Source organism: Amycolatopsis sp. CFH S0740 (genome assembly GCF_004522315.1).
Taxonomy (GTDB): Bacteria; Actinomycetota; Actinomycetes; order Mycobacteriales; family Pseudonocardiaceae; genus Amycolatopsis; species Amycolatopsis nivea.
Genome location: NZ_SDLS01000017.1, coordinates 152,457 through 173,941 on the forward strand (window position 1 = coordinate 152,457; position 21,485 = coordinate 173,941).

Here is a 21,485-nt window from a genome sequence, read left to right on the forward strand (position 1 = left end):
CGGTCAGGGGAAGAAGCCCTCTACGTAGGGATCGGCGAGAGAGCGGATTCCGGCGGCACCGGTGTCGGCGTACGCGCGCAGGCTGGCCCACACCTCGTATGCGGTGCCGCGGTCGAGGGACGCGCTGGGTTCGTCCACAACGAGCAGGTCCGGTTCGGACAGCAAGGCCGCCGCGAGCGCGGCCCGCTGAACCTGCCCGCTGGAAAGCTGGTGGGGAAAGAGCTCCAGCGTCTCCATCGGACAGACCGCTGCCTTGCAGGCGTCCTCGACGCTCCGTCCGTGATGGAGCTGCTGACGCTCGTCCAGCTGCGCGCCGACGGTTCGCTCCGCAGCGAACGCCGTGACCCCGGACTGCGGCACCAGGCCGACGGTGCCGTTGACCCGCACGTCCCCCGAGCTGCGCGCCACCGAAGGAAGCGAACCCGTCAACGCCGCCGCGACCATCGATTTGCCGCATCCGGATTCGCCGAGCAACGCGGTGATCCGTCCCGCTGGCACCGCGAAACACACCGAGTCCAGAACCGTCTCGCGCCACCGTCCGGTGTCGACCACGACGGTCAGCTCGCGGACCTCGGCTACCGGAGTCACGAACCCCAGCCGATGCCGAAGATCCCCGGCCCGAAATCCAGCGCGATCGCGTGCACGCCGTTGCCGCTGTCGAGCCGCAGCCGGCGCCGGGCCGGTGCTTCGTCGGTGGCGTTCGCGTACTGCCAGCACCGGGCGGGCACCGCGGTCGGGTCGAAGCGGATCTCCAGCAGGTACTCGCGGACCGAGCGGCGGAATTCCCGGTAGTGCGTGGCCCGGCATTGCGGGTACGGCGGCCCGGAATTGCGCAGGGTGTACTCGATGAGGTGCGTTTCGCCGCGTTCCAGCGCGCGGTCGAAGAGCAGTTCGGCCACCAGGATGCCGTGGTCGTCGTCCACTTCGGCGCGGCCGACGCGGCAGTTGCGCACCGGCTGCAAGTCGGGCACCGCCGTCGCGTCGCCCTGTGCGTACACCAGCAGCCAGCGGTCCTGACCGTCCGCACCGGACTGGAACACCGCGCGCGAGGTGACCGAGAGCTGGCCGCCGTCGGCCGCGATGTCGCAGCGGTCGTGCAGGCCGATCAGCTTCAGCTGGTGCTGCTGGTCCAGCGCGTCGGGGGCGCCGACGCGTTCCAGCAGCGGCTGCAGGATTTCGCGAGTGAAGGTGACCGGTTCCTCGCCAGCCCGGTCGCGTCTGCTCGCGCCGCGCGGGCGGGGCGGCGGCAGCAAGCCGAGCAGCGCGCCGTCGGGGACGTCGAGGATTTCCTCCAGCACCCGCACCGCGGAGAGCGATCCGGCCCGCTCCGGCTGGCGTTTGCCCGACTGCCAGTAGCTGAGCGCGGTGACGCTGACCGCCGCTCCCCGCGCGCGCAGCCTCGCCTGGATCCGGTCCAGGGAAAGCCCGCTGGCTCCGATCGCGGCTCGCAGCGCGCTCGCGAACGCGGTCCGGGCACCTCCGTCGGTGTCCGGACCGGCGTGGTCCGCCTGCCGCTGCGTCATGTCCCGCTGCCCGCCCCCGCTGGTAACCGACCGTGCCGAGCCCGACACAGGCACGGTAGCAGCCGTCCGACCAGGTTGTACCGCCGTGCCATTCGGACGAACGGGCTAGTACTGGCAACTGGGAACCATTGCCGTGACCTGCGCGGTCGCGCTTCCATGGCCAGGACGGAACGCGCCGCCCCCGGCGCGTCCGGAGCCTCGGCCCCGGCAGCGCGGACCGCGCCCCGCGCCCGGCCGGCGGCCGCGCCCGGAACCGGTGGCCCGGCATGCCCCCAGAGGCCGGGCCACCGGTCATCCGCCGCGGCGAGCGCGAAACTCCTTCGGTTTTCTCCCGGGCCTTCGACGGGATCACACGAACCGCCAGGTGCGGTTACCAGCGGGTAGGCTCCGGGCATGGTCTTGCGGCAGAACATCCTGATCACCGGAGCCAGCTCCGGTCTCGGCGAGGGAATGGCCCGGCAGTTCGCCGCTCGCGGCCGCAATCTCGCGCTGTGCGCCCGGCGCACCGAACGGCTCGACGAGTTGGCCGGAGAGCTGCGTGCCGCGTACCCGGGGATCACCGTCGCCACGCGCGCGCTCGACGTCACCGACCACGACCGCGTCTTCCAGGTATTCGAGGAATTCCGGGCGGAACTCGGCAGGCTCGACCGCGTGATCGTCAACGCCGGGCTCGGCAAGGGACAGCCGGTCGGCGCGGGACGGTTCGACGCCAACCGGCAGACCCTCGAGACCAATCTCGTCGGCGCGGTGGCTCAGATCGAGGCGGCAGCGGGCATTTTCCGCGAACAGCGCGACGGACACCTCGCGGTGATCTCGTCGTTCATGGCGCTGCGCGGTTTTCCCCGGAATCTCACCGCGTACTCCGCGTCGAAGGCCGGGATCTCCGCGTTCGCCGACGGTGCGCGGCTGGAGCTGAGCAGCCACGGCATCACGGTCACCGACGTGCGGCCCGGCTATATCAGTTCGGAGATGACCGCTCGCTCGACCAAACGCAACCCGCTTATGGTGTCCGCCGAAGCCGGTGCGCACGCGCTGGTCAAGGCGATCGAAGCGGAACCGAAGCGCGCGTACGTGCCTTCGTGGCCCTGGGTGCCGCTGAGTCTCGCGGTACGCTTGGCTCCTGGCCGGTTGCTGCGGATGTTTTCCTGACGGGACGGCATAAATGGGTGCGATTTACCTGATCCGGCACGGCCAGGCGTCGTTCGGCGCGGCGGATTACGACGCGTTGTCGCCGCTGGGGTTCGAACAGTCCACATTGGTCGGCGCGGAGCTGAAACGGCGCGGGGTCGAGTTCGCGCAGGTGCGCTCGGGAACGCTGGCCCGCCAGCGGGACACCGCGGCGACGGCGTTGAAGGCCCTCGGCTGCGACGTGCCGGCGATCGAGGACGAACGCTGGAACGAATACGACCACGTCGACATCGCCGCGCACCACGCGGGCGGCGCGCCGCAAGAGGATCCGCGCGAGTACCAGCGGTTGCTGGACGCCGCGCTGACCGCGTGGGTCGACTCCGGCGACAGCGGCCCGTGCACCGAAAGCTGGCCTGCTTTCCTCGGCCGCTGCACGGCGGCGCTGGCCGAGCTGGCCGGTTCGCTGGGCAAGGGCGAGAACGGGCTCGTGTTCACGTCCGGCGGCGTGCTGGGCGCGGTCGCCGGGTCGTTGCTGGGCACGCCGGGGCCCGGGCTGCTGAAGCTGAACCGCGTCACCGTGAACACCGGCATCACGAAATTGACGTCCGGCCGCGGCGGCGTGAACCTGTTGTCCTTCAACGAGCATCCGCACCTCGAAGGCGAGAACGCGCGGCTGCTCACCTACCGGTAGGAGGCCGGCGTGCAGTTCGGTGAGGTCACCATCGTGCCGGTGAACGGGCACGGTCCGGAAGACGTGGTCGTGGACGCCGAGGGCCGGGTCTACACCGGTGTCGACGACGGCCGGATCCTGCGTGTTTCGCCGGACGGACGGCGGATCGACCTGCTCGGCGACACCGGCGGCCGCCCGCTCGGGCTGGAGCTGTACGGCGACGACGAGCTGCTGATCTGCGACGCCCGCGCCGGTTTGCTGACCATGCCGCTGGCCGGCGGCGAGACCACGACCCTCGCGACGTCCGGGGCCGGGCTGGACTTCGTGTTCTGCAACAACGCCGCGGTCGCCGCCGACGGAACGGTCTACTTCACGGATTCCTCGCGCCGCTTCGGCATCGACAACTGGCGTGACGACCTCATCGAACAGACCGCGGGCGGACGCCTGCTGCGCCGCACGCCGGACGGGCACATCGACCTGCTCGCCGACGGTCTCCAGTTCGCGAACGGCGTCGCGCTGCCACCGGACGAGTCCTATGTGGCGGTCGCCGAAACCGGAGCGTGCCGGGTCAGCCGGGTCTGGCTGACCGGACCGCGCGCGGGCGACCGCGACGTCCTGATCGACGACCTGCCGGGCTTCCCGGACAACATCGCGACCGGTTCGGACGGACTGATATGGATCACCGAGGCCAGCCCGCGCCTCCGCGCCCTCGACGTCGTGCGCCGCCTGCCCACGGCGGTCCGGACCGCGGTGCGCGCGTTGCCGGATTCCCTGCAGCCCGCCCCGAAACGCCAGGTGGGCGCCGTCGCCGTCACCCCGGCGGGCGCGGTGGTGCGGGAATTGCGCGGCGAGATCCCGGGATTCCACCTGCTGGTGGGCATCCGCGAGTACCACGGTCGGCTGTGGTTCGGGTCTCTGGAAGAGAACGCGATCGCCTACACGGATCTCTGAAGGGCTTCTTGACTCTCACACCGTGTCAGGCGGTCAACTCGAAGGCGTCATGTTCAGTATCGGAGACTTCGCCCGGCACGGCCGCGTTTCGGTCCGCATGCTGCGGCACTACGACGCGACCGGGCTGCTGCGCCCGGCTCAGGTCGACCCCGACACCGGTTACCGCTACTACGCCGCCGCCCAGTTGGCGCGCCTCAACCGCGTCATCGCGCTCAAGGATCTCGGCTTCACTCTCCAGCAGGTGCAGGAGATCCTCGACGAGAAGGTCACCACCGAGCAGCTGGGCACCATGCTGCGACTGCGCCGGGCAGACCTGGAGGCGGCGATGGCAGCCGCGGCGGCTCGGCTGGTCCGGGTCGAGGCGAGGCTCCGAGCGATCGAAAGCGAGGGGTGCATGCCCGAGAACGACGTCGTCGTCAAGAACGTCCCCGCGGTGCGGGTCGCGGAGCTGACCGCGATCGCCGCGAGTTTCGAGCCCGAGGACATCGGTCCCGTCATCGGACCGCTCTACGACGAGCTTTTCCGGCGAATGGAGGCGGCGGGCATCGCCAGCACCGGCCCCGGGGTGGCCTATTACGAGGACGTCCCGGAGGGCGACGGCAAGGTCGTCGTCCACGCCGCCGTCGAGGTTTCCGCCCCGTTGCGGGACGGCGACGTCCGGGTCCTCGACCTGCCGCCGCTGGAGCACGCGGCGACCATCGTGCACCGCGGTTCCATGGAGACGATCGATCCAGCGGCCCAGGCCCTGGCCCGCTGGATCGACGCGAACGGCTACCAGTCGACCGGCTACCCGCGCGAGGTCAACCTGGAGTGCCCGGAAACCCGCGACGACTGGGTGACGGAACTCCAGGTCTCGGTGACCCGGGCCTGATCAGCGTCCGGTCCACTGTGGACTGCGACCGGCGGCCCAGGCGGCGTAGAACTCCTTGTGGTCCTTGGCGGTCATCAGCAACGCCTGCGTGATGGCTTCCAGTTCGATCGAGCTGCCGAGGTCGCTGTCGAGTTCGCGGGTCAGCAGCACCTTCGTGGTCGAGTACGCCAGCGCCGGACCGTCCGCGAGGCGGCGCGCCAGCGCGGCGGCTTCGCCGGCCAGTTCGGCGTCTGGCACGACCCGGTTCGCCAGTCCGATCGCCTCGGCGCGCGCGGCGGGGAGTTTGTCGCCCAGCATCAGCAATTCCGTCGCGCGGCCGAGGCCGACCAGGCGCGGCAGCAGATACGCCGAACCCATGTCCGCGCCCGCCAAGCCGACCTTCGTGAACAGGAACGCGAACTTCGCCGATTCGGCCAGCAGCCGGAAATCGCTCGCCAGCGCGAGCACCGAACCTGCGCCCGCCGCGACGCCGTTGATCGCCGCGATGATCGGGATCGGCGTCTCGCGCATGGCTTTCACCACCGCGCCGGTCATCCGGGTGAACTCGAGCAGTTCCGCGGTGTCCATTTTCTGGAGTTCGCCGATGATTTCCTCGACGTCGCCGCCCGAGCAGAAGCCGCGGCCCTTCCCGGTGAGCACGAGCACCCGCACGTCGCCGCGGTGCGGCAGTTCGGCGACGAGGTCGCGCAGGTCGGCGTAGATGTCGAAGGTGAGCGCGTTGAGCTTCTCCGGCCGGTCGAAGGTCACCGTCGCGACCCCGTCGTCCACCGTGAACTCGAAATGCTCCCACGATTTCGTGAGCGGGACACTGGCGCGGAACGGGCTCATTTCTGGATTCCTCCACCGTCGAGTACGAGGGTCTGTCCGTTGATCGCGGCCGCCTCCGGGGCGGCGAAAAACTCCACGGCGTACGCGATTTCGCCGGGTTCGAGCAGCCGTCCGAGCGGAGACGCGGCGGCGAGCGCGGCTTCCGCGTCGGCCTCGTCGCGGCCGGTGCGCTCGCGGATCCGGGCGACCGAGGTCGCGGTCATGTCGGTGCGCACGAACGACGGGCACACCGCATTCGACGTGACGCCCGTGCCGGCCACTTCCGCCGCCACCGCGCGCATCAGGCCGACCGCCGCGTGCTTCGACGCGGTGTAGCCCGAGGTGTAGCGCGCCCCGGCCAGCCCTGCGGTCGACGCGACCGTGACGATCCGCCCGAAGTCGCGTTCCCGCATCCCCGGCAGCACCTCGCGCGTGCACAGGAACGCGCCGGTCGCGTTCACCTCGAACTGGCCGCGCCAGTCGTCGAGGCCCGTCTTCGCCAGCGGCGCGCTCGAGGACACCCCCGCGTTGTTGACCAGCACGTCGACCGGTCCGAGCTGGGCGAAGTACGCGCGGACGGCGGCCTCGTCGGTGACGTCGCATTCGGCACGGCCGGGGGAGTGCACGGTCGCACCGGCGCCGCGGAACCGCTCGGCGACGGCCGCGCCGATGCCGCGGGTGCCGCCGGTGACCACGACGACTCGGTCGGAAAAACTGCTCACTCCCGAAAGCTACACCGCAGCGGGCTGAGGTGTATAGAGTTGGCTCGTGCCCGACACCGAACCCGCCCGCACGCCCCAGGAGCTCGTGATGACGCTGCTGGGCAGCTACGTGCGCCCGCGCGAGAGCAGGCGCGTGTGGTCCGGCGGGCTCGTCGCGCTGCTGCACGAGCTGGGGTTCTCCGACGGCGCGGCCCGGATCGCGCTGACCCGGCTGGTGCGCCGCGGCCTGCTGTCGCGGCACCGCGAGGGCAGGCTGGTGCACTACTCGCTGACCTCGCGCACGGTCGCCCTGCTCGACGACGGCGATCGGCGGATCTTCGGCCTCGGCCGCCGCGACGAACCGGCCGGGACCTGGACCGTGCTGTGGCAGAACATCCCGGAAACCCGCCGCAAATCCCGCGAACGGCTGGTGCGGCGGCTGCGCTTCCTCGGTTTCGGCCCGGTCCAGGACGGCACCTGGCTGGCCCCGCACGACCGCGAGGCCGAGGTGCTCGCCCTGCTCACCGAACTCGAGGTCGCCGAACACGCCGGTCTGATGCTCGGCACGCCGTCCGCCGCGCTGGACGTGCGCCGGCTCGCCGGACGGGCCTGGGACCTCGACGGACTGTCCGCCCGCTACGCCGCGTTCGTCGCGGAATTCGGCGACTGCCCGCGCGAGCTCGGCGATCAGGAAGCGTTCGCCGTGCGCACCCGCCTGGTGCACACCTATCGCGAATTCCCTTCACTGGACCCGGAACTGCCTGCCGAGCTGATCCCCGCGCCGGAGACCAGGGCCGCGGCCGTCAAGCTGTTCCACGACCTGTACTCGGCGCTCGCGCCACCCGCCCAGCGCCACTTCGACCGAACCCTGTCCACGAGATGAGGAACCCGATGACCGGAACCGACGACACCCAGGCCGCACTCAGTTACACGTCCTATCTGGCCCTCGACGAGGTGCTCGGCGCCCAGCGTCCGCGCTCGGACGAACACGACGAACTGCTGTTCATCGTAATCCACCAGGTTTACGAACTGTGGTTCAAGCAGATCCTGCACGAGGCCGAGTTCCTGCAGGAAAGCCTCGAAGCGGGCAAGACCGCGCATTCGATCCGCACGCTGCGCCGCATCCTGACCGTGCTGAAGGTGGTGGTCGCGCAGATCGACGTGCTGGAGACGATGACGCCCAGCCAGTTCACCAGCTTCCGCGCCCGCCTCGACGCTTCGAGCGGTTTCCAGTCCGGCCAGTTCCGCGAACTGGAGGCGGTGCTCGGCCGCCGCGACGAGCGCGTCTTCGCGCACTACCCGGACGGCGGCGAGCAGCGCACCCGGATCGCCGACGCGATGCGCCGCCCGTCGGTGTTCGACTCGTTCCTGACGTATCTGTCCGGAAAGGGCTATCCGGTCGCTACCGACCGTGACGTGACCCGTCCGCTGGAGCCGTCGCCGGAACTGCAGGAAGTGCTGCTGAAGGTCTACCAGGACGACGGCGGCCCGTCGGTGCTCGCCGAGGCGCTGGTCGACCTCGACGAGGGCCTGCAGGAATGGCGCTACCGGCACGTGAAGATGGTCGAACGCACGATCGGCGACAAGACCGGGACCGGCGGTTCGTCCGGCGCGGCCTACCTGCGCACCACGCTGTTCAACCCGATGTTCCCGGACCTGTGGGCCGTCCGGAGCCGGTTGTGACCACAGTGGAGTCCTTGCGCGCCAAGGAAAACGCACTCGCCCCGCATTACTCGCGGTTCCGCGTCGCCGACCGGCTGCTGCTGTCCGCGCATTCGCACCAGGCCTGGCCGGACGTCGCCGAGGAGGGGTTGCGCGAAGCGTTCGCCGACGCCGCGGAGGAGGTGGACGAGAAGTGGGGCCGGGCGTTCGCGAAGGCCGACGAGCTGCGGAACGGGTTCCGGCAGTGGCTGTCCGATCCGCACGGCGACTACGCGCTCGGCCAGAACACCCACGAACTCGTGCTGCGGTTCCTGTCCGCGATCGAGCTGCGGAAGCGGCCGCGATTGGTGACCACGGACGGGGAATTCCACACCCTGCGCCGCCAGCTCACCCGGTTGGCCGAGGAGGGCGTCGAGGTCGTCCGCGTGCCCGCCGCGCCGGTCGCGACGCTGGCCGAACGGCTCGCCGAACAGGTCGACGACCGCACTGCCGCGGTGCTCACGTCGGCGGTGCTGTTCGAGACGTCGTGGATCGTGCCGGGCCTCGCGCATCTGGCTGACACGTGCCGGAGCCGCTCGGTCGAGCTGGTCGTCGACGCCTACCACGCGGTCGGCGCGGTCCCGTTCTCGCTGCACGACCTCGGCCTCACCAACGCGTGGGTGCTCGGCGGCGGCTACAAGTACCTGCAGCTCGGCGAGGGCAACTGCTTCCTGCGCCTGCCCGCGCACGCACAGGAGCTGCGCCCGGTGATCACCGGCTGGTACGCGGAATTCGGCGCCCTCGCCGACGAACGCCGGCCGGACGAAGTCGCGTACGCACCCGGCGGCGACCGGTTCGCCGGAGCCACTTACGACCCGTCGAGCCACTACCGCGGCGTACGAGTGCAGCAATTCTTCGCCGAGCAAGGACTCACCGCCGAGTTCCTGCGCGAGGTTTCGCAGCACCAGGTCGGCCTGCTGGCCAGCTGCTTCGACAGCCTCGGCCTTCCGGACGACGTCGTCACCCGCGACCGCGAGACCCCGCTCGACGGCATCGGCGGCTTCCTCTCGCTGCGCAGCCCGGTCGCCGGGCAGCTGTGCGAGCGCCTGTCCGCGCGCGGCGTGCGGACCGACAGCCGGGGCCATTACCTCCGGTTCGGACCCGCGCCGTACCTGTCGGATGAACAGCTCGAGACCGCGATTTCCACGCTTCGGGAAGCTGTCGCGGATCTGGGGTGAAGCTCCCGGGATGCGGGTGGTGGCCCGGAGAACGGCGAAGTAGGTTGACGGTGTGCACTGCGGGACGGGCAACCCCCGTCCCCCGGTGCGCACCGTTCACACATTTGCGCGGCCACGAGCCGCGTGGGAGACAAAGGAGTCACCACCGTGACCGAAGGCGTGTTCGGCCGTCACACCGGCCATGAACAAGTCGTGTTCTGCCACGACGAGGCCAGCGGGCTGAAAGCCATCATCGGCATCTACTCCACCGCTCTGGGCCCGGCCCTCGGCGGCACCCGGTTCTACCCCTACGCCACTGAGGACGCCGCCCTCGACGACGTTCTCGCGCTCTCCAAGGGAATGGCGTACAAGAACGCACTCGCCGGCCTCGACCTCGGCGGCGGCAAAGCCGTCATCATCGGCGACCCGAACACGCTGAAGTCCGAAGCGCTCCTCCGCGCGTACGGCCGCTTCGTGGAATCGCTCGGCGGCCGCTACATCACCGCCTGCGACATGGGCACGTACGTCCGCGACATGGACGTGGTCGCCCGCGAAACCCGGCACGTCACTGGACGTTCCCCTGAGGACGGCGGGGCAGGCGACTCCTCGGTGCTCACTGCTTTCGGCGTGTACCAGGGAATGCGCGCGTCCGCGGACCAGCTCTGGGGCGTACCCGAACTGACCGGCCGCCGCGTCGGCGTCGCGGGTGTCGGCAAGGTCGGCCACATCCTCGTCGGCCATCTCGTCGAAGCCGGCGCGCACGTGGTGATCACCGACGTCGCGCCCAGCGCGGTGGAACGCACCCGCGCGGCGTACCCCGGGGTCGAGGTGGTGTCCGATGTGGACGCCATGATCGGGACCGAACTGGACGTCTTCGCCCCCTGCGCGATGGGCGGCGTGCTCACCGACGAGACAGTCGCCGCCCTGCGCACGCAAATCGTGTGCGGCGCGGCGAACAACCAGCTGGCGCACCCCGGCGTCGACAAGCTCCTGGACGACCGCGGCATCCTCTTCGCCCCCGACTACCTGGTGAACGCGGGCGGCGTCATCCAGGTGGACGACGAACGCCACGGCTTCGACTTCGCCCGCGCCCAGCGCAAAACGGCGGCCATCTTCGACACCACGAAAGCGGTGTACGACCTGGCGAAGGACGACGGCGTACCCCCTGCCGCCGCTGCCGACCGCCTGGCCGAACGCCGGATGACCGACGTCGGCCGCCTGCGCTCGATCCTCACGGTGTAGCTCCGCCGAGTACGTGAGGGGAACCCCCACGGAACCAGATTCCTTCAGGGTTCCCCTCACGACCCACCACCCGGTACGTGAGGGGCCCCTTCACGGACTTGGATTCCCTCAAGGAGCCCTTCACGGCCCGCCACCCGCGCCCCGCCCGCCCGGGATGCGCCCGCCCGCCTCGCGCTCGCCCGCCTGTGCTCGCTCGCCCCCGCACGCCCGGGATGCGCGCGCTCGCCGGAATGCGCTCGCCCTGTGCCAGCCCGACCTGAGTTCGCTCGCCCCGCGCTCGCCGGAGTGCGTTCGCCCCGTGCTAGCCCGATCTGAGCTCGCTCGCCCCGCGCTCGCCGGAATGCGCTCGCCCGCCCCGCGCTAGCTCGACCTGAGCTCGCCAGGATGCGCCCCAATGCGGCATTGGGTGCAGCCCACGCACCGAACGCCACATTGGGTGCATCTGACGCACCCAATGCCACATTGGGGGCGCTAGCCCCACCCACCCAACCGCAGCCAGTGCACCCGACGAGCGAGGCGCCCACACCACCCCCGCACCCCGATACGAAGCCAAAACACGGGCGGAGGGTGCTTGTCAAGGCATCTTTCCCGCCTTGACAAGCACCCTCCGCCCGTAGTTACACTCAAGCTTCGGGGTGCCCCACGCCACCCGAAGCCCAGCGATCAGCCGCTCTTCCGCCGGAACGTCCGCTTGTTCGCCGCGGGTCCGTGCGCGTGCTGGCTCTGCTGCCCCGCGTTCTCGTGCGCTGCCCCGTCCCGCGCCTTGGCCTGCTTCCGTTCCAGCGCCTCGCGGAACTTCCGCTTGACGTCGCCCTCCCCGTCGCTGGGTGCCGGTTGCGCTTCACTCATGGCTGACCTCCGAAGGTGACGACGTGATACCCCGTCAGCCTGGCACCCTTCCCGCACCTTGGCGAGCCATTTCAGAGTGACGCCACCCGGCGGTGGCTCGATTCGACCGCCTTCCGCGGCACCGGCACGACAGCTTCCGCGACCACCGGAGGATCCCGCCGGACCGCGCGCCATCCAGCACCGGCAGCGAGCCCGAACCCCGCCGCACCAGCCAAGATCACCGCGACCCAGCCGGTCGCCGCGGTGACAACCAGCGCGCCGGCTCGGCTGTAGACGAAGCCGGAAAGCACCGCCCAGCCCACTATCGCCGCCCCGCCCGCCGCGAGGGGAGTCGTGATCACTGCCACTGCACCGACCGCGAGCGCGACGGCTGCCACGGCATAACCGGGATGCGCGGGCGCGAGTTTCGCCGCGATCGCAGCTGCCACCACCGCCACGCAACCGAGCGGGAAACCGAATCCGCCAGCCAGCCGTCCGTCAGTACGCATGCCCCATGGCACCTCGCGCGGGCGCGTAAGGGAGGGTGCGCGGACAGGTTCCGTACGCTCCGGCGCGAGGTATTGACGGCTTCTTGACCCCGGTCAGGCGCGGGCGGCCGCGCGGACGATCGCGGCCACGATCTCCGGCCACAGCGGCTCCGGCAGGTCGTGCCCCATGCCCGGAACGATGACCAGCTCGGCGTCCGGGATCGCCGCCGCGGTCGCCTTCCCGCCGCTGACGTCGATCATCACGTCGGAATCGCCGTGCAGCACGACGGTCGGCACCCGGACGTCGTGCAGTCGTTCAGTGCGATCGCCCGACGCGACCACGGCGGCGGCCTGCCGCTGCATCCCGACCGGATGCCGTCCCCGGTCGTAGTTCCGGGTTGCCTTGCGCCGCAGGTATTCCTCGGTGGCCGGATAGCCCGGCGACCCGGTCACCCGGTAGTTCGCGACGCTCAGCTCGATCTGCTCCTCGCGCGTTTCCGGCGCCGGCTTGGTGAGCGTTTCCAGCGCGGCGGGCGAGACCTGGCCGACCGACGGGTCGCCGGTCGTCGACATGATCGAGGTCAGGCTCAGCAGCCGGTCCGGGTGGTCGATCGCGAGCTGCTGCGCGACCATTCCGCCCATCGAGGCGCCGACGACGTGCGCCTTCGCGAAACCGAGCGCGTCGAACAGCCCGACGACGTCGTCCGCGAGGTCCGAGAGCAGGTACGGCGCCGGGGCCGTGCCCGCCATGATCCCGGCGAGGTCCGGCGTGCCGAGTTCGTCGAACCAGGTGGACAGGCCCGCGTCGCGGTTGTCGAAGCGCACCACGTGGAAGCCGCGGCTCGCGAGCAGCTCGCAGAACCCCTCCTCCCAGGTGATCATCTGGGCGCCGAGTCCCATCACCAGCACGATCGGCGGCGCGGCCGGGTCGCCGAACGTGTCGTACTCGAGTTCGAGGCCGTTGGCCTGTGCGCGTGGCATGCCCCGATCATGCCGCAGCGCGGAACCGCGTGTGGCCGAGCCGGGCGGTCGCCGGTTACGGTGCACGCCATGCCGACTTCGCGTGCCGGACAGCGCGCCCGGTCCCGTTCCGCCGCCGGGCTGCCCGCGGTCACCGCGAAGAAGGTGATCGACGCGGCGGTGAAGCTCACCGTCGAACGCGGCCTGGAGAACTGGACGCTGCGGCAGCTGGCCGCCGCGATCGGGGCGTACCCGGCGGTCGTCTACCACCACGTCGGGGATCGCGACGCGGTCGTGTGCGCGGTGCTCGACCGGGTGGTCGGCCAGCTGCGGCTGCCCGACGAGAAGCTGGACTGGCAGGAGTGGTTCGTCGAACTGCTGACCGGTCTGCGCGAGGTGCTGCGCAAGCACCCGGGCACGGCGCGCCGGATGGCGTCGTTCGGCCCGTCGGTCGCCGCGGCCACGCCCACGGTGGACCGCGGCGTCCGGATGCTGTTGGACGCCGGCTTCGGCGAGGAGAGCGCGCTCGCCTACACGATGCTCACCACCACCGCGTGCCAGTACGTCGCGCTGGAGGACGACCGGGACTGCAGCCTCGGCCTGCGCCTGGACAACACCGAGGAGTACGCCTCGTACCACGACCGCGACGACCTGCCCGGGATGGCCGCGCACGGCCGCGCGATGCGGGAACTGCTCGCCGACCCCGCGGCCGCCGCCGGTTACCATCCGCAGCTGTTCGACTTCGCGATCCGCAGCTGCCTGGACGGGCTCACGTGCCGATTGGCCCGGTTGCGCGGCTGAAATTCGCGAAATTGCCCGGCCGGGGCGTCCGCGCTGGGCCGTCCGCGTGGTCGTGGTGAAAAGTCGGGCTGTCGCCGCGCCGACCGACACCGATTCGACGCCTTCCCGGCGTAGCGTGGACAGCTACCGGGGGCCTCGCCTCCGGAAGGGGCCCCCGGCACTTTCCTCCCCCCTCGTGGTGCCGGGGGTTCTCCTTCCGGTACGTCAGTGCTGGGGCGGGTGCTGGATCGCGGGGAAGACCTGGCCGACCACGGTCACGAGCGACATGGTCAGCAGCGTGTGCACCTGGCGCCGGTCCAGCGAGCGGTGCACGAGCCATTCGCGGCCCGCCGCCTTCACCATGCCGGCGAACGCGCGCACCGCCGCGTTCAGCTCCTCGCCGTGCGCGCTGTCGCGGGACAGCCCGACCGCTTCCAGGACGCGGTCGGCCGACGCGCGGTCGGCCTCGGCGACGATCCGGTCCACCTCCGGGTCGCGGCCGATGCCCTCCGGCGCGATCGCGGCGAGCCACAGCTTCTCCTGCCCGCGCACCATGTCGAGCAGCCAGTCGATGGCGGCGTCCGCGCGTACTTCCAGCGGGCCGTCCGGCAGAATCTGCACCGCAATCCGTGGCACGGTAAGCGCGCGCCGAACGATTTCGAGGTACAACTCCCTTTTCGTTCCGAAATAATGATTGATCAGTCCGCGGGCCACGCCTGCCTCGGCCGCGATGTCCGAAGTGGACACTTCCGAATACGGTCGTTCGCCGAACAGCCGCGCCGCACAGGCGTAGATCTGCTCTTTGCGTTCGTCCGGTTCGAGTCGCCGCCACTTCGGCGCCGGATCGGTGCTCATGGCATCAGTTTGGCATGATCGGTTCAGTAAGGCGGAACAGCCGGGCGGAATGTCGCGGCGGAAACACGTTCGGCTGCTACCGCGCGGTATGGGTTGACGGCTTTGCTCAGTCCGGGAGTTCGATCGGCGCGAGGTCCGCGAAACGGTCGCCGGGGCCGGGATTCGCCGGATCGCTCGTGCCGCCGAAGTGCCGCTGCACGCCCCATACCGCGTTGAGCGCGGTCTGCACCGCGCCCTCGGCCCAGCCCGCCGTCCACGAGATGTCGTCGCCCGCGAGGAACAAACCGCGATAGCGCTCGGGCAGTGAATCCTGCACGAAGTGCGTGAAAAGCCGGTGCTGGTACCGGTAATGCCCGGGCAGGTTCGCCTTGAACGCGCCCATGAAATGCGGTTCGGCCTCCCACGACACGGTCACCGGGTCGCCCACGATGTGCCGCCGCACGTCGACGCCGGGGTAGATCTCGCGCAGCGACTGCAGCATCACCTCGACGCGGTCGGACACGCTGAGCGGCAGCCACTTCAGCGAATCGTCGGCCCACGTGTAGGACAGGCAGATCACCGCGGGCCGGTCCGGGTCGTCGCCGAGAAGGTAGGTGCCGCGCGGCATCCGGTCGGTCAGCGTCATGCTCATCGTGTCGCGGCCGGTGACCGGGTCGCGGTCGAGCCAGAACGGGCGGTCGACCGGCACGAACACCTTGGAGGAGGCCATGTAGTGGGTGCGCTCGATGGCCGTCCAGTGGTCGATCGGGAACAGCGCCTCGTCGCATTCGATCTTCGACAGCAGCATCCAGCTCTGCGCGGTGAAGACCGCGGCGCCGAACGTGCGGATGTGGCCGGAGGCGTCGGTGACGGTGATGTTGTTCGGCGCGGTGCGATGCAGCCGCGTGACCCCTGGCCGCGGCGCGCCGTTTTCGTGCAGGGAAGCCAGATTCGTCCCGGACGGCCAGTGCGCGAGCTTCTCCGGGACGTGCTCCCACAGCCGTTTCGGAAGCTGTCCGCTGCCGCCGACGATGCTGCGGTGCTCGTCGTCCGCGCCGGTATAGACGACCCGGAGGATTTCCAGAATCGAGTTCGGGAAGTCGGTGTCCCAGCCGCCGGTGCCGAATCCGACCTGGCCGAAGATCTCGCGATGTTGGAAGGAGGAAAACGCCGGGGAATCGCACAGGAATCCGTAGAAGGTCTGGTTGTCGAGCCGGGGCACCAGCTCGTTCCAGATCTTTTTCACCGTCGCGACGTCGCGATTGCGGATCGCGGTCTGCATCTCGGCGAACGAGGCGTGTTCATCGAGCGTGCGTTGCCATGCCCGCGCCACTTCGCCGTACACGTCGGGCAGATCTTCGGGCGTGCGCGCGTAATGGCTGCGGCCCTTGAGATCGACCACCGTGCTCGGCGTGGCGGGCGAAAGCGGGTTCGGGAACGGCGTGGTTTCCAGCCCGGCCTTGGCGATGTAGTGGAACAGCGACGTCGACGACGGCGGGAACCGCATCGCGCCCATCTCGGCGACCACGTCGTCGGGCAGCCCGGGGAAGCGGTGCGTGCGCAGCCGCCCGCCGATGCCGTCGATCTCGTAGACGACCGGCCGCAGCCCGAGCTTCATCAGCTCGTAGGCGGCCACGATGCCGGAAAGGCCGCCGCCGATCACCGCGACCTCGGTGCCGTGCGCCTGCTCCGGCACGCTGCCGAGCCCGGCCGGATGCGCGAGGTAGTCGTCGTAGGCGAACGGGAAATCGGGGCCGAACATGGTGATCGGCCGGCCGGCGGGTTCCTCGGCGTGGATCGCGGCGGGAACTGCGGAGGTCATGCCCGGGGTCCTTCGGTGAGAGAGCGATACAGCGACGGCCGTCGGTCGGCCAGGTACGGGGTTTCGGCTCGCGCCTGGGCGAGCACAGCGGGGTCGAGTTCGGCGAACAACAGCTCTTCGTCCGGCCCAGCCTTCGCGACGACTTCGTCCGGCGACGCGACTGTCGAGCGTCCGCAATAGGTGAGTTCGCCTTCGGCGTCGCACCGGTTCGCGTACACGAGGAACAGCTGGCTTTCGTGCGCACGAACCGGAATGAGCAGGTCAGCGATGCGCTCGTACGGCCGCATCAACGCGGTGGGCACGAGCAGCAGTTCGGTACCCGTGAGCGCGTGCGCGCGGACCAGTTCGGGGAACTCGACGTCGTAACAGATCAGCAGACCGGCGCGGAGACCGTTGAAATCGGCCTGCACCACCGGCTCGTCGCCGGGCGAGAACTGGTCGCGGTCGAGGTCGCCGAACAGATGCGTCTTGCGGTAGTTCGCGAGCCGTTCCCCTTGCGCGGACAGCAATTGCGCCGAGTTGTACACCGCGTCGCCGACGCGCTCGGGATAGCCGTAGACGACCGCGATCTGGTGCTTGGCGGCCAACGCGCCCAACTCGGCGGCTCGCGGTCCATCCGCTGGTTCGGCCAGCTCCGCGACGGCTTTCGCGCCGATGTTGTAGCCGGTCGTGCCCATCTCGGCAGTCACGATCAACTCGGCACCGCGCTCCGCCGCGGCGGCCATCGCCTCGGGCAGCCGGTCGAACGGTCCCTGGTGGACGGCGATGATCATCGGACGCCTTCCGCGAGCCGCGAGCGACGGATGCTGTAGCCGAAGTAGATGACGAGCCCGACCAGCATCCACGCGCCGAACACGACCCAGGTCGCCCCGTCGAGGCTGAACATCATGTACGCGCAGCAGGCCATCCCGATGATCGGCGTGACCGGCGAGAACGGCACCCGGAACGTGCGCTGCGCCTCGGGACGGCGTTTGCGCAGGATCAGCACGGCGACGTTGACCAGCCCGAACGCGAACAGCGTCCCGATGCTGGTGGCGTCGGCGAGCTTGCCGAGCGGGATGAACGCGGCGAGCAGCGCGACGAACCCGGACACCACGAAGGTGTTGGTGCGCGGCACGCCGGTTTTCTCGTGCACGGTGGAGAGCGACTTCGGCACGAGCCCGTCGCGCGACATGGCGAAAAGGATCCGCGTCTGTCCGTACAGGACGGTCAGCACGACGCTGGAGGTCGCCACGATCGCGCCGATCGCGAGCAGGATCGCCCAGAGCGGGTTGCCCGAGATCGTGGCGAGCACGTGCGACAGCGCGGCCTGCTTGTCGCCGAACTGCTGCCAGGGCATCGCACCGATCGCCGCGACCGCGACGAGGCAGTAGAGAACGGTCACGATGCCGAGCGACAGGAGAATCGCGCGCGGCAGGTCACGCTGCGGATTGCGCGCCTCCTCGCCGGCGGTGGACGCGGCGTCGAACCCGATGTAGGAGAAGAACAATTTCGCTCCGCCCGCGCTCACCCCGGCCATCCCGAGCGGCACGAACGGCGTGAAGTTCTGCGCGCGGATCGCGGTGAACGCGATGGCGCAGAACAGGATCAGCGTGCCGATCTTGACCACGACCATGATCGCGTTGGCCCGCGCGCTTTCCTTCGCGCCGGCCAGCAACAGCACCATCGCCAGCAGCACCACGACGATCGCCGGAATGTTGACCAGCCCGCCGTCGCCCGGAGGCCCGCTGAGCGCTTCCGGCAACGTGACGCCGAAGGCCAGGTGCAGCAGTTCGTTGACGTACTGCCCCCACCCGACCGCGACTGACGCGACGGAGACGCCGTACTCCAGCACCAAACACCAGCCGCACACCCAGGCGACCAGCTCGCCGAGCGTCGCGTATGCGTAGGAGTAAGAGGAGCCGGAGAGCGGGATCATGCCCGCCAGCTCGGCGTAGGAAAGCGCGGAGAACAACGCGGTGATCCCGGCCAGCACGAACGAAACCACAACCGCGGGCCCGGCCACCGGAACCGCCTCGCCGAGCACGACGAAGATCCCGCTGCCCAGGGTGGCCCCGATGCTGAGCATGGTGAGCTGACTGAGCCCGAGCGTCCGCTTGAGCGGCCCGTGATCCGCCTCGGCCACTAAATCGGTGACCGGCTTGCGGCGCAGCATGGCCGTGCCGAGCCTCCCGCGCGCAGAAGTGGGACTGGTGCTCACCGGGCGGCTCCTAGCGATTGATTGTGACGCCACTGTCGACTTCGAGCCACGGTATCGATCGAAAATTGCCCCGAGAACCGAGATGTGTTGTGGATTGCTGGCGGTGACAGGTGATTCATTGCGCTCTCGGGGTCGGTTTCTGCGGGGTTGCTGCTGGGGGTGGGCGGGGTTGCGGGCCGTCGATGACTGTAAGTGATCGGGGTGCGGGGGCTGGGGTGGCGGGTTTGTTTGCGCAGTTCAGGGCTGGGTTAGCGGGAGTTGCTCGGGATGAGGCTGAGGAGGATGCAGGGCCGGGCGGTTGCTCGAGGCCCCTGCTGGGTCGGCTGTGGGCGGCGGGCCGGGGGTGGGCATCGCTGGGGTGGCTGTGGGCGGCGGGCCGGGGGTGGGCATCGCTGGGGTGGCTGTGGGCGGCGGGCCGGGGGTCGGCATCGCTGGGATGCGGGCGGGCCGTCGTCGTGGCTGCGGCCCCTCGCATGGGGCTGGGGAAGTGCATGAAGCTGGGCCGCGGGTGCCGTGGCGCCTGCCCGCGTGCTGCTTGGCGAAGGTGTCCGGAGTGATGGGCGGGGCTGGGTTGCGGTTCCGGCGGATCGGGCAGCTCCGTGATCGGGGCTGGTCGCGGGGCGGGCGAGGAATTCTGCGGTCAGTGGCGGCGGGTGAGGCGCGCGGTGTTGCCTGGCGGTGAGCCGGGAGAGCGGCACCCAGTCGTCTGCGGCGTGCGGATCTTGGCGGCGTGGTGCGCAGTTGCTCCGGCAGCGTGCAGCGGAGTCTGCGCGAGAGCAAGTACCCCACCGCCCGTCATGGGCTGGTCAGGAGGCGGGAGCTTCCGGAAGCAGCAAGGTGAACGTCGGCGGATCGGGGCGCGACAGGCGCAACCGGCCGCCTTCGGCTTCGGCCAGGCTTCTCGCCAGGCGGAGGCCGATGCCGTGCCCGCCGGGGGTGTGGTCGGAGAACGGGTCTCGTTCGCCCAGGTCCGGGCCTTCGTCGACGACGTCCACGGCCAGGGCGCCGCCGGCGTCTCGGGCTCGGACGGTGATGGTTCCTTCGCCGTGGTTCACCGCGTTGTCCAGCAGGACGGCCAGCACCTGCCGCACCGCGGGGGCCGACGCGCGGACTGGGGGCGGGTCGGTGATCTCCAGGCGCAGTTCGCGGTGGTCGGGCAGCGGGACGTCGGTCAATTCCGTCAGGAGGGCGGAAAGGTCCAGCTCGTCGCGAGGGGTGCGGCGTTCCCGGGACAGCGCGAGCAGGTCTTCGACGGTCCTTTCCAAGCGGTCGGCGGCGGTGATTCCGGCGCGCACGGCCGCGTACGGGTCTCGGCCGGGGGTTTCCAGCGCGGATTCCAGTTGCAGGCGCAGTCCGGCCAGCGGGGTGCGGAGCTGGTGCGAGGCTTCGGCGGAGAAAGCGCGTTCCCGTTCCAGGGTTTCGCCGATGCGGGTCGCGGTGACGTCCAGGGCGGCGCCGACGCGGTCGATCTCCGGGATCGCCGAACGCCGGGACCGGGCGGAGAAGTCGCCTTCGCCTAGCCGGGCCGCCGTGCAGGCCAGGTCTTCCAGCGGACGGGTCAGCCGGGCGGCGATCCGGCGGGCCACCAGCCAGCTCGCGAGCACCGCGCCGATCGCGCAGCCGGCCATCACCAGCCAGGTGATGCCGACGTCGCGGGTCAGCGCCGAGCGGGGGAGCGCCGCGCGCACGATGCCGGTGAGCCGGGCGCCGGTCAGCACCGGGACGGCCAGCACGTCCTCGTCGCCGACCTTCTGGTTCAGCATGTCGCTGCGGGTCACGGCGACCCCGCGCACGACGTCGTCCGCGGTGGGCGGGCCCTCCCCGGCGAGGAGGTGGCCCTTCGGGTCGTAGACGCCGACCTCCGCGCCGTCCTCGTTGTCCGGGATCTGGAAGCGCTCGCCGGCGGCGAGCGCGTCGGACACGACGACGGCTGTCCCGTCGGCGGCCCGCTCCAGCGCGGCCGTGGTGTGCGTGCGGAAGTACCACAGCGCACCGACGGCGAGCGGCAGCCCGAACAGGCTCGTGGCCAGGACCGCCGCGAGGACGGTGAGCGTCACGATCCGGCGGCGCACCCCGTTCAGTCCCCCTCTAGCCGGTATCCGTGCCCGCGCAGGGTGGCGATCCTCGGCACCTCGTACGGCGACTCGGCGGCCGAGGCGAGCTTGCGGCGCAGCGCGGCGATGTGCACGTCGAGCGTCTTGGTGGAGCCGTGCCAGTGCGAATCCCACACGTCCGACATCAGCGTGTCCCGGCTCACCGCCTGCCCCGGCTGGACGGCCAGCCGAGCGAGCAGGTCGAACTCGCGTGCCCGCAGCACGACCTCGCGGCCGTTCAGGCTGACCCGCCTGCTCGCGATGTCGACCTCCAGCGCGCCGATCCGGACGACCGGCGTCGACGGCGCGGCGGGCGCTCCCCGGCGGAGGTGCGCGCGCACCCTGGCGAGCAGTTCGGCCAGCCGGATGGGCTTGGTGAGGTAATCGTCGGCACCAGCTTCGAGCCCGACCACGACGTCCATTTCGTCCGCCCGCGCGGTAAGGATCACCAGCACCGCGCCCGGCAGGGCCGAACGCAGCCGCCGGCACACTTCGACGCCGTCGACGTCCGGGAGGCCCAGGTCCAGCAGCACGAGATCGGCCGCCGTCTCGCGCAGCGCGCTCCGGCCGTCCCGGCACCATTGCACTGTGTGGCCATGCCCGCGCAGCGCGGAGTCGAGGACGCTGCCGATCGCCGCGTCGTCCTCCACCACCAGTACCTTCGCCATGCGGGAAGCCTAACCGGAGCATCCCGGCCGCGTCCGCGCGTCCACAGTGGACCCCCAGCGG

The 21,485-nt window shown here is 70.4% G+C and carries 22 protein-coding genes; 9 read left to right on the forward strand and 13 right to left on the reverse strand.

The genetic code is table 11. The annotated features are described in order from the left end of the window. Positions 1-3: 3 nt before the first annotated feature. Together EIZ45_RS26970 and EIZ45_RS26975 are read right to left on the reverse strand one after the other, a co-directional pair. Complete coding sequence (locus tag EIZ45_RS26970) at positions 4-588, reverse strand: ATP-binding cassette domain-containing protein (protein WP_134662509.1); 585 nt, start codon at positions 586-588, stop codon at positions 4-6. Next, a complete protein-coding gene (locus EIZ45_RS26975) occupies positions 585-1,523 on the reverse strand; it encodes a hypothetical protein (protein ID WP_134662508.1) in 939 nt (312 codons plus the stop codon). Before EIZ45_RS26975 ends, EIZ45_RS26970 begins: the two co-directional genes overlap by 4 nt. Positions 1,524-1,916: 393 nt before the next feature. Here EIZ45_RS26975 and EIZ45_RS26980 point away from each other — a divergent pair, with 393 nt between their 5' ends. The 4 genes from EIZ45_RS26980 to EIZ45_RS26995 are packed head-to-tail and all read left to right on the forward strand — an operon-like array spanning position 1,917 to position 5,143. Beyond that, positions 1,917-2,672 carry an SDR family oxidoreductase gene (locus EIZ45_RS26980; RefSeq protein ID WP_134662507.1) on the forward strand — a complete coding sequence of 252 codons (756 nt, stop codon included), beginning with the start codon at positions 1,917-1,919 and terminating at the stop codon, positions 2,670-2,672. A gap of 13 nt (positions 2,673-2,685) precedes the next feature. Beyond that, the gene (locus EIZ45_RS26985) at positions 2,686-3,342 is read left to right on the forward strand and encodes a histidine phosphatase family protein (RefSeq protein WP_134662506.1); all 657 of its coding nucleotides are present in this window, start codon (positions 2,686-2,688) and stop codon (positions 3,340-3,342) included. 9 nt (positions 3,343-3,351) lie between these two features. After that, positions 3,352-4,272: an SMP-30/gluconolactonase/LRE family protein gene (locus tag EIZ45_RS26990; RefSeq protein ID WP_134662505.1), complete on the forward strand. Its 921-nt coding sequence runs from the start codon at positions 3,352-3,354 to the stop codon at positions 4,270-4,272. A 49-nt stretch (positions 4,273-4,321) separates the two neighbouring features. After that, a complete protein-coding gene (locus EIZ45_RS26995) occupies positions 4,322-5,143 on the forward strand; it encodes a MerR family transcriptional regulator (protein ID WP_134662504.1) in 822 nt (273 codons plus the stop codon). On the opposite strand, the gene EIZ45_RS27000 is transcribed toward EIZ45_RS26995, so the two are convergent. Together EIZ45_RS27000 and EIZ45_RS27005 are read right to left on the reverse strand one after the other, a co-directional pair. Further along, on the reverse strand, positions 5,144-5,971 hold the full coding sequence (locus tag EIZ45_RS27000; protein ID WP_134662503.1) for an enoyl-CoA hydratase family protein: 828 nt from the start codon (positions 5,969-5,971) through the stop codon (positions 5,144-5,146). Further along, positions 5,968-6,672 carry an SDR family NAD(P)-dependent oxidoreductase gene (locus EIZ45_RS27005; protein WP_037817472.1) on the reverse strand — a complete coding sequence of 235 codons (705 nt, stop codon included), beginning with the start codon at positions 6,670-6,672 and terminating at the stop codon, positions 5,968-5,970. Before EIZ45_RS27005 ends, EIZ45_RS27000 begins: the two co-directional genes overlap by 4 nt. 88 nt (positions 6,673-6,760) lie before the next feature. Between EIZ45_RS27005 and EIZ45_RS27010 the strand changes: the two genes are divergently transcribed. The 4 genes from EIZ45_RS27010 (at position 6,761) to EIZ45_RS27025 (ending at position 10,751) form a co-directional block, all read left to right on the forward strand. After that, on the forward strand, positions 6,761-7,534 hold the full coding sequence (locus EIZ45_RS27010; RefSeq protein WP_134662684.1) for a PaaX family transcriptional regulator C-terminal domain-containing protein: 774 nt from the start codon (positions 6,761-6,763) through the stop codon (positions 7,532-7,534). 8 nt (positions 7,535-7,542) lie between these two features. After that, positions 7,543-8,334, forward strand: coding sequence for a tryptophan 2,3-dioxygenase (locus EIZ45_RS27015; protein WP_037817470.1), 792 nt, complete (start codon positions 7,543-7,545; stop codon positions 8,332-8,334). Next, positions 8,331-9,530, forward strand: coding sequence for a kynureninase (locus tag EIZ45_RS27020; RefSeq protein ID WP_134662502.1), 1,200 nt, complete (start codon positions 8,331-8,333; stop codon positions 9,528-9,530). The genes EIZ45_RS27015 and EIZ45_RS27020 overlap by 4 nt, the downstream gene beginning before the upstream one ends. A 147-nt stretch (positions 9,531-9,677) precedes the next feature. Further along, complete coding sequence (locus EIZ45_RS27025; protein WP_134662501.1) at positions 9,678-10,751, forward strand: Glu/Leu/Phe/Val dehydrogenase dimerization domain-containing protein; 1,074 nt, start codon at positions 9,678-9,680, stop codon at positions 10,749-10,751. Positions 10,752-11,414: 663 nt separating this feature from the next. Here EIZ45_RS27025 and EIZ45_RS27035 read toward each other — a convergent pair. The 3 genes from EIZ45_RS27035 to EIZ45_RS27045 form a co-directional block, all read right to left on the reverse strand. Continuing rightward, positions 11,415-11,600 (reverse strand): DUF5302 domain-containing protein, encoded by a 186-nt coding sequence (locus EIZ45_RS27035; protein WP_037820589.1) that lies wholly within the window; start codon positions 11,598-11,600, stop codon positions 11,415-11,417. 71 nt (positions 11,601-11,671) lie between these two features. Continuing rightward, the gene (locus tag EIZ45_RS27040) at positions 11,672-12,088 is read right to left on the reverse strand and encodes a hypothetical protein (protein ID WP_134662499.1); all 417 of its coding nucleotides are present in this window, start codon (positions 12,086-12,088) and stop codon (positions 11,672-11,674) included. Between the two features lie 93 nt (positions 12,089-12,181). Then, the gene (locus tag EIZ45_RS27045; RefSeq protein ID WP_134662498.1) at positions 12,182-13,048 is read right to left on the reverse strand and encodes an alpha/beta fold hydrolase; all 867 of its coding nucleotides are present in this window, start codon (positions 13,046-13,048) and stop codon (positions 12,182-12,184) included. A 69-nt stretch (positions 13,049-13,117) separates the two neighbouring features. Here EIZ45_RS27045 and EIZ45_RS27050 point away from each other — a divergent pair, with 69 nt between their 5' ends. After that, positions 13,118-13,828, forward strand: a complete 711-nt coding sequence (locus EIZ45_RS27050) for a TetR/AcrR family transcriptional regulator (RefSeq protein WP_134662497.1) — start codon at positions 13,118-13,120, stop codon at positions 13,826-13,828. Positions 13,829-14,032: 204 nt separating this feature from the next. Here the strand turns inward: EIZ45_RS27050 and EIZ45_RS27055 are convergent, their stop codons facing one another. From EIZ45_RS27055 to EIZ45_RS27080, 6 genes are all read right to left on the reverse strand, one after another. Then, positions 14,033-14,662 carry a TetR/AcrR family transcriptional regulator gene (locus EIZ45_RS27055; protein ID WP_037715077.1) on the reverse strand — a complete coding sequence of 210 codons (630 nt, stop codon included), beginning with the start codon at positions 14,660-14,662 and terminating at the stop codon, positions 14,033-14,035. 106 nt (positions 14,663-14,768) lie between these two features. Next, positions 14,769-16,463 carry an NAD(P)/FAD-dependent oxidoreductase gene (locus tag EIZ45_RS27060; RefSeq protein ID WP_134662496.1) on the reverse strand — a complete coding sequence of 565 codons (1,695 nt, stop codon included), beginning with the start codon at positions 16,461-16,463 and terminating at the stop codon, positions 14,769-14,771. Continuing rightward, a complete protein-coding gene (locus tag EIZ45_RS27065; protein ID WP_134662495.1) occupies positions 16,460-17,236 on the reverse strand; it encodes a carbon-nitrogen hydrolase family protein in 777 nt (258 codons plus the stop codon). Before EIZ45_RS27065 ends, EIZ45_RS27060 begins: the two co-directional genes overlap by 4 nt. After that, on the reverse strand, positions 17,233-18,618 hold the full coding sequence (locus tag EIZ45_RS27070) for an amino acid permease (RefSeq protein ID WP_037820601.1): 1,386 nt from the start codon (positions 18,616-18,618) through the stop codon (positions 17,233-17,235). Before EIZ45_RS27070 ends, EIZ45_RS27065 begins: the two co-directional genes overlap by 4 nt. Positions 18,619-19,469: 851 nt before the next feature. Then, a complete protein-coding gene (locus EIZ45_RS27075) occupies positions 19,470-20,735 on the reverse strand; it encodes a HAMP domain-containing sensor histidine kinase (protein ID WP_037820602.1) in 1,266 nt (421 codons plus the stop codon). Positions 20,736-20,740: 5 nt separating this feature from the next. Beyond that, positions 20,741-21,424: a response regulator transcription factor gene (locus EIZ45_RS27080; RefSeq protein WP_037820604.1), complete on the reverse strand. Its 684-nt coding sequence runs from the start codon at positions 21,422-21,424 to the stop codon at positions 20,741-20,743. Positions 21,425-21,485 lie beyond the last annotated feature (61 nt).